Annotated in this window: 7 protein-coding genes and 3 pseudogenes; 6 read left to right on the plus strand and 4 right to left on the minus strand. The window is 67.2% G+C overall.

All coding sequences use genetic code 11. The annotated features are described in order from the left end of the window. Positions 1-177 precede the first annotated feature (177 nt). Positions 178-377: pseudogene (locus AD428_RS19540) on the plus strand (twin transmembrane helix small protein). A gap of 76 nt (positions 378-453) precedes the next feature. On the opposite strand, the gene AD428_RS19545 reads toward AD428_RS19540, so the two are convergent. From AD428_RS19545 to AD428_RS19555, 4 genes and pseudogenes are all read right to left on the minus strand, one after another. Then, positions 454-1,329 carry a cytochrome c oxidase subunit 3 gene (locus tag AD428_RS19545; RefSeq protein ID WP_053246296.1) on the minus strand — a complete coding sequence of 292 codons (876 nt, stop codon included), beginning with the start codon at positions 1,327-1,329 and terminating at the stop codon, positions 454-456. A gap of 45 nt (positions 1,330-1,374) precedes the next feature. After that, positions 1,375-1,563: a DUF2970 domain-containing protein gene (locus tag AD428_RS19550; protein WP_053246297.1), complete on the minus strand. Its 189-nt coding sequence runs from the start codon at positions 1,561-1,563 to the stop codon at positions 1,375-1,377. A 41-nt stretch (positions 1,564-1,604) separates the two neighbouring features. Then, on the minus strand, positions 1,605-1,730 hold the full coding sequence (locus AD428_RS26375) for a cytochrome oxidase small assembly protein (protein ID WP_152968154.1): 126 nt from the start codon (positions 1,728-1,730) through the stop codon (positions 1,605-1,607). 34 nt (positions 1,731-1,764) lie between these two features. Beyond that, positions 1,765-2,418 (minus strand): annotated as a pseudogene (locus AD428_RS19555) (cbb3-type cytochrome c oxidase subunit I); the annotation flags it as partial. Between the two features lie 55 nt (positions 2,419-2,473). Here AD428_RS19555 and lpdA point away from each other — a divergent pair. The 5 genes and pseudogenes from lpdA to AD428_RS19575 form a co-directional block, all read left to right on the plus strand. Beyond that, entirely contained in the window at positions 2,474-3,901 is a 1,428-nt protein-coding gene (lpdA, locus tag AD428_RS19560; RefSeq protein WP_053246298.1) for a dihydrolipoyl dehydrogenase, read from the plus strand. Positions 3,902-3,992: 91 nt separating this feature from the next. Then, positions 3,993-5,084 (plus strand): cell division protein ZapE, encoded by a 1,092-nt coding sequence (zapE, locus tag AD428_RS19565; RefSeq protein ID WP_053246299.1) that lies wholly within the window; start codon positions 3,993-3,995, stop codon positions 5,082-5,084. Between the two features lie 151 nt (positions 5,085-5,235). Then, the gene (locus AD428_RS19570) at positions 5,236-5,868 is read left to right on the plus strand and encodes a DUF4198 domain-containing protein (protein WP_082308508.1); all 633 of its coding nucleotides are present in this window, start codon (positions 5,236-5,238) and stop codon (positions 5,866-5,868) included. Between the two features lie 23 nt (positions 5,869-5,891). Next, positions 5,892-6,172, plus strand: a pseudogene (locus AD428_RS25500) (DUF3649 domain-containing protein). After that, on the plus strand, positions 6,169-7,636 hold a 1,468-nt coding region (locus AD428_RS19575; protein ID WP_053246300.1), incomplete at its 3' end, for a PepSY-associated TM helix domain-containing protein. The pseudogene AD428_RS25500 and the gene AD428_RS19575, both read left to right, overlap by 4 nt.

Below are 7,636 nucleotides of genomic sequence, written 5' to 3' on the forward strand. Positions count from 1 at the left end.
GGCCTCGATCGCCGCCAGAATGGCGCGTCGCTCGTCGCCGCGGCGCAATTGCCACTGCCCCAGCGACGCCAGCGCGGCCACGGCGGCGCCCAGCAACAGCAGGGCGGCGGCGGTGGTGCGGGAAGAGTGCGGTCGGGCCATGTCCATATCAATGCAGAACCACTCGGGGAGACCAATATGCGCGCATTCGTCGTACTGGCCTTTATCGGTATCCTGGCCAGCCTGGCGTCCGCCCTGGTCTATCTGATGCGCGACAAGGGTTCCACCAATCGCACGGTCAACGCGCTCACGGTGCGGATCGGCTGTCGGTGGCGCTCTTTCTTTTCGTGCTGTTTGCCCATCACATGGGCTGGATAGAGAGCACGGGCCTCAGATGAACGCGCCGGGCGGCGCAGGCGCCGCCCGGCGGTACGCATTGTAGGCCAAGGCGGCGGCCCGCCCCGCCCGGGAAGGTCACATCCAGTAGACGAACAGGTACAGGCCCAGCCAGACCACGTCCACGAAGTGCCAGTACCAGGCCGCGCCCTCGAAGCCGAAATGATGATCGGGCGTGAAATGGCCGCGGATCAGGCGGATGAGGATGACCGTCAGCATGGTGGCGCCCATGATGACGTGAAAGCCGTGAAAGCCCGTCAGCATGTAGAACAGCGAGCCGTATGCGCCCGAGTTGAACTTGAGGTTCAGTTCGGTATAGGCGTGGTGGTATTCGGTGGCCTGGCAGGCCACGAACACGAACCCCAGGATCACGGTGGCGAGCAGCCAGAAGATGGCCTTGCCGCGGTGATTCGCGCGCAGCGCGTGGTGCGCGATGGTGAGCGTGACGCCGGAACTGAGCAGCAGGGCCGTGTTGATGGTGGGCAGCCAGAACGGTCCCACGGTCTGGAAGTGCTCCACCACGCCGGCCGGGCCGAAGTTGGGCCAGGTGGCCTGGAAATCGGGCCACAGCAGCAGCTTGTGGTCCATGTCGCCCAGCCACGGCGTGGTGATGGTGCGCGCATACCAGAGGGCGCCGAAGAAGGCCGCGAAGAACATCACCTCCGAGAAGATGAACCAGCTCATGCCCCAGCGGTAGGAGTTGTCGATGCGCTTGCTGTTGAGCCCCGACTCCGACTCGTGGATGGCGTCGCCGAACCAGAAATACAGCACCGTCACCACGCCGATGAACCCCGCCAGCACCAGCCATTTGCCCCAGCCCACGCCGTTGATCCAGGCGGCTGCGCCCAGCCCCATGCAGAGCAGGGCCAGCGCCGTGCGCACGGGGTGGCCGGAATCGGCGGGCACGTAGTAGTACGGCGCCTCTTTACCTTGAACCGAGTGGCTTGCACTCATGGCTTTCTCCCTGGTACGGATGTTTGATTTGAAGTTGTTCGAATCTCAGCTCAGGCTGGCCACCGCCCAGCGCACGATGAACACCAGCGCCGTCACGAACAGCGCGGCGGCCAGCAGCCCGGCCACGATGACGTAGACCGGGTTGAGCCGCGCGATGTCTTCGCGGTAGCCCGCCCCCTTGCGCACGCCGAAAAAGGCCCAGGCCACCGCCTTGACCGTCTGGACGAAGCTCAGCTTGCGCTGGGCGGTGGTCGCGCAGGTCTTCGCTCATGGCGCTACCCCATGGCCGCGCCGCCCAGCAGCGCGGAGCCCCGCAGCAGCGTCCAGACGAACACCGCCGCCACGAAGGCCAGCAGGATCAGGCCCGCGATGCGGTTGCGGCGGCGTTGTTCGGGCGTCATGGCGCGGCGGTCCGGGTCGGTGGTCGGCGGCACGTCACTTCACTTCGGGCGGCGTCTCGAAGGTGTGGAACGGCGCCGGCGACGGCACGGTCCATTCCAGCCCTTCGGCGCCTTCCCACGGCTTGGCGGAGGCGCGCTCGCCCTTGCCCATGTAGCAGCGCAACACCGCCCACAGGAAGATGAGCTGCGACAGCCCGAACCAGAACGCGCCGATGGTGGCGATCTGGTGGAAGGTGGTGAACTGCGCGGCGTAGTCGGCGTAGCGGCGCGGCATGCCGGCCAGGCCCAGGAAGTGCATCGGGAAGAACGTCAGGTTGAAGGAGATCAGCGACGACCAGAAGTGCAGCTTGCCCAGTTTTTCGCTGTACATGCGGCCGGTCCACTTGGGCAGCCAGTAGTAGGTGCCCGCGAACAGGGCGAACAGCGAGCCGGCCACCAGGACGTAGTGGAAATGGGCCACCACGTAATAGGTGTCGTGCACCTGGATGTCGATGGGCGCCACCGAAAGAATCAGGCCCGTGAAGCCGCCCATGGTGAACACGAAGATGAACCCGATGGCGAACAGCATCGGGGTTTCGAAGGTCATGGAGCCGCGCCACATGGTGGCCACCCAGTTGAAGACCTTCACCCCCGTGGGAATGGAGATCAGCATGGTGGCGTACATGAAATAGAGCTGGCCGGTGACGGGCCCTGCGCCGGCCCGCCCCGGACCCGCCATCCCATTCATTCTTTGCGAGAACGCTATGTCCAAACAATTTGACGTCGTCGTGATCGGCGCCGGCCCCGGAGGCTACATCGCCGCGATCCGCGCGGCGCAGCTCGGCATGTCCGTGGCGTGCATCGACGCCTGGCAGAACGGCCAGGGCGGCCCGGCCCCCGGCGGCACGTGCACCAACGTCGGCTGCATCCCGTCCAAGGCGCTGCTGCAATCGTCCGAGCACTACGAACAGGCCGGCCATCACTTCGCCGAGCACGGCATCGAGGTCAAGGGCCTGGGCCTGAAACTCGACACGCTGATCGGCCGCAAGAACACCGTGGTCAAGCAGAACAACGACGGCATCCTGTACCTGTTCAAGAAGAACAAGGTCACCTTCTTCCATGGCAAGGGCGCGTTCAGCGGCCAGGTCGAAGGCGGCTGGGGCATCAAGGTCACCGGCACCGCCGAGGAGGACCTGGTGGCCAAGCACGTCATCGTCGCCACCGGCTCGTCGGCGCGCGAGCTGCCGGGCCTGCCGTTCGACGAGAAGGTCGTGCTGTCCAACGACGGCGCGCTCAACATGAGCGCCGTGCCCAAGAAGCTGGGCGTGATCGGCGCGGGCGTGATCGGCCTCGAAATGGGCAGCGTGTGGCGCCGCCTGGGGGCGGAAGTCACCATCCTGGAAGCCATGCCGGAATTCCTGGCCGCCGCCGACCAGCAGGTCGCCAAGGAAGCGCTCAAGGCCTTCGCCAAGCAGGGTCTGGACATCCAGATGGGCGTGAAGATCGGCGAGGTCAAGGCCACGGCCAAGTCCGTGACCATTCCCTATACCGATGCCAAGGGCGCCGAGCAGAAGCTGGTGGTGGACAAGCTCATCGTCTCCATCGGCCGCGTGCCCTACACCGGCGGCCTGAACGCCGAGGCCGTGGGCCTGAAGCTCGACGAGCGCGGCTTCATCGCCGTGGACGCCGACTGCAAGACCAACCTGCCCAACGTGTGGGCGGTGGGCGATGTGGTGCGCGGCCCCATGCTGGCGCACAAGGCCGAGGAAGAGGGCGTGGCGGTTGCCGAGCGCATCGCCGGCCAGCACGGCCACGTCAACTTCGACACCGTGCCGTGGGTCATCTACACCTCGCCCGAGATCGCCTGGGTCGGCAAGACCGAGCAGCAGCTCAAGAAGGAAGGGCGCGAGTACAAGGCCGGTTCGTTCCCCTTCCTGGCCAACGGCCGCGCCCGCGCGCTGGGCGACACCACCGGCTTCGCCAAGGTGATCGCGGACGCCAAGACCGACGAAGTCCTGGGCGTGCACATCGTGGGCCCGATGGCCTCGGAACTGATCTCGGAAGCCGTGACCATCATGGAATTCCGCGGCGCCGCCGAAGACATCGCCCGCATCTGCCACGCGCACCCGACGCTGTCGGAAGCCGTGAAGGAAGCCGCGCTGGCCGTGGACAAGCGTGCGTTGAACTTCTGATGCACGACGGGGCGCCCGGGCGCCCCGGCCATCGCAGCAAGGGCGGGTTCGCGAATCCGCCCTTTTTCATCCTGCCTGCTCCCTCATCTCCATGAACGTCCGCGAATACTACGAACATGCCCTGGCCGAGCGCGGCTACAAGCCCGACGAGGCGCAACTGCGGGCCATCGACCGGCTGCAGCGCTATTACGACGACTGGGTCAGGTTCAAGTCCATGCGTTCGAACGCCCTCAAGAAACTGCTCAACCGGCCCGACGTGCCGCGCGGCGTGTACCTCTGGGGCGGGGTGGGGCGCGGCAAGAGCTTCCTGATGGACGCGTTCTACGCCACCGTGCCCGTGGTGCGAAAGACGCGGCTGCACTTCCACGAGTTCATGCGCGGCGTGCACCGCGAACTCGAAGAAGTGAAAGGCATGCAGGATCCGCTGGACGAGGTCGCGCGCCGCCTCGCCAAGCGCTACCGGCTGATCTGCTTCGACGAATTCCACGTATCGGACGTGGCCGACGCCATGATCCTGTACCGGCTGCTCCTCAAGCTCTTCGAATACGGCACGTCGTTCATCATGACCTCGAACTACGAGCCCTCCACGCTGTATCCCGACGGCCTGCACCGCGACCGCATCCTGCCGGCCATCGAGCTGATCCAGTCGCGCATGGACGTGCTGAACGTGGACGCCGGCATCGACTACCGCCGCCGTTCCCTGGAGCAGGTGCAGTGCTACCACACGCCGCTGGACGCCAAGGCCGACCAGGCGCTGCGCGAAGCCTTCGAGCACCTGGCCGACACGCCGCCGCAGGATCCGGTGCTGCACATCGAGCACCGCGAGATCCGCGCCCTGGCGCTGGCGGGCACGGTGGTCTGGTTCGATTTCGCCACGCTTTGCGGCGGGCCGCGCTCGCAGAACGACTATCTGGAGCTGGCCAATCGCTTCCACGCCGTCATCCTTTCCGGCGTGCCGCGCATGGGACCGCGCCAGGCCTCCGAGGCGCGCCGCTTTACCTGGCTCATCGACGTGTTCTACGACCATCGCGTCAAGCTCATCATGTCGGCGGAATGCGAACCCGAGGAAATCTATACCGAAGGCGTGCTGGCCAACGAATTCCACCGCACCGTCTCCCGGATTCTGGAGATGCAGTCGCGCGAATACCTGGAGTCCGAGCGCCGCCTGGCGGTGGACCTGTAGGCTGCCGCGGCGCGGCCTTTGCGCGCCGCGGCGGCCGGGCGGCCATGCGGCGGTCTTTTTCGTAGTGAGAATGGTTATAATTCAAACCCTGTCGGCGGGCGTTCGCAGCGGGGCGGGCGCGGCCGGCGGCTCATCACAAGGAAAAGACCTCATGCAATTCGCAAGAACCCTGGCCGCGCTCGTTCTTCTGGGCAGCGCGGGCGCCGCGCAGGCGCATTTCGTCTGGATCGAGCAGGCGCCGGGCGGCGTCGCCAAAGCCTATTTCGGCGAGTGGGCCGACGACCTGCGCGAAAAGCGCGATGGCCTGCTGGGCAAGGTGCTCGCCGCGCCCGTGGTGACCGACGCCGAAGGCAAGACGCTCAAGGCTTCCGGCGAGGGCGCGGATTTCATCGCGTTCGGCGGCGCAGGCAAGGGCGACGTGCGCCTGAGCCAGCCCTACCCGTACAAAGACACCCTGGTGCGCTTCGGCGCGCGCGCCGGCCGCCAGGACACCCGGGGCAAGCTCGATCTCGAACTGGTGCCGGCCGCGGCGGGCGCCAACGCCTTCGTGCTGCAGTTCAAGGGCCAGCCCCTGCCCAGGACGGAAGTCACGGTGTTCGGTCCGCCCAAATGGGAAAAGCGGTTCCGCAGCGACGAAAACGGGCGCATCGAGATCACGACGCCGTGGCCGGGCCAGTATGTGCTGGAGGCCGCGCACGTCGAGGATAAACCCGGCGAGGCCGACGGCAAGTCCTATGCCAAGGTCCGCTATGTCACCACGCTCACCTTCGACGTAGCCAAGTGAAAGCTCCCGCTGCCGGCGCAGGCATGATGCGCTACCGAATGGCCGTCGCCTCGCGCGCGGTGGCCGCAATCCTGGGCGGTTACGGCCTGGCGTCGGCGGCGGCGGCCTGCCTGGCGGTGTGGCTGCCGATGGCGCGCGCCGACGCGGTGACCACCGCCCAGATGCTGTCCTTCGTCGTGTATGCCTGCGGCGTGATCTGGGTGTTCGCCACGCGCAACGCATGGCGGGCGTGGGGCGGCATCGTGCTGCCGCCGCCGTTTTCGGCGGCCTGTTCCTCGCCGGCCGCGCCCTGGGGGTGGCATGAAGCCGGCCGCCAAAGCACAGGGCGAAGAAGGCCTGCGCCAGTCCATGTCCTGGCTGCACACCTGGTCGGGGCTGATCTTCGGTTGGGTGCTGTTCGCCATGTTTCTCACGGGCACCCTGGCGTTCTTCCGGCCCGAGATCACGCGCTGGATGCAGCCGGAAATCCAGACGCACAGCGCGCCCGCCGCCCAGTCGGCGGCCCTGGCGCAGCGCTATCTCGAAGCGCACGCGCCCGACGCCAGGCGCTGGTTCATCACGCCGCCCTCGGACCGCGAGCCCGTCATCCGGCTGCTGTACCAGGCGCCCAAGCCCAAGCCGGGCGAGCGCGGCTTCGTGCGGGTCGCGCTGGACCCCGCCACGGGCGAGGCGGTGCAAGGCCGCGAAACCCGCGGCGGCGATTTCTTCTACCGTTTCCACTTCGAGCTCGAAATGGGCTTCCCATGGGGGCGCTGGCTGGCGAGCATCGCCGGCATGTTCATGCTGGTGGCTATCATCAGCGGCATCATCACGCACAAGAAGATCTTCACCGACTTCTTCACCTTCCGGCCGCGCAAGGGCGGCCAGCGCGCCTGGATGGACGGGCACAACGTGCTTTCGGTGCTGGGGCTGCCGTTTCACCTCATGATCACGTTCAGCGGGCTGGTGCTGTTCATGTTCATGCTCATGCCCGCCGGCATTCTGGCGGTGTACGAAAACCAGCGGCAGTATTCCGACGAGGTCTTCAGCTCGTTCCGGATCACGCCGCCCAAGAATGCGCCGGCGCCGCTCACGCCGCTGGCGCCGCTCGTCGCGCAGGCCGAAAGCCACTGGCAGGGCCGCGTAGGCCGCGTCACCGTGAACAATCCGGGCGATGCGGGCGCCGTGGTGACCGTGTCGCGCGACGCGGCCGACGGCGTTTCGTTCGGCAGGATCTCTCCCTCCATGCGGTTCGACGGCGTGACGGGGCAGCTGCAGGACAGGCAGGACGAACTCAGCGCGGCGGTGCGGACCGCCGGCACGATCAGCGGCCTGCACCTGGGCCTGTTCGCCGCGCCGTTCCTGCGCTGGCTGTATTTCCTGGTCAGTCTGGCCGGCGCCGGCATGGTGGGCACGGGACTGGTTCTCTGGATCGCCAAGCGCCGCCAGAAGCTGCGGCCCGGCGCGGCGGAGACATTTTCGCTGCGGCTGGTGGACGGGCTCAACGCGGGCACCGTGGCCGGCCTCTTCATCGCGGTGGCGGCGGTTTTCTGGACCAACCGGCTCGTGCCGGCCGGCCTGCCGGGGCGCGAACTCTGGGAAACGCGCGCGTTCTTCGCGGCCTGGGGCCTGTCGCTCGCCTACGCTTTCCTGTTTCCGCGCCGCAAGTGGCAAGACCTGTTGTCGGCCGGCGCGCTGGCGCTGGGGCTGGTGCCCGTGCTCAACGCGTTGACCACGCAGCGCCACCTGGGCGTGTCGCTGCCCGCGGGCGCTGGGTCTGGCCGGGTTC

Source organism: Achromobacter sp. DMS1, assembly GCF_001270295.1.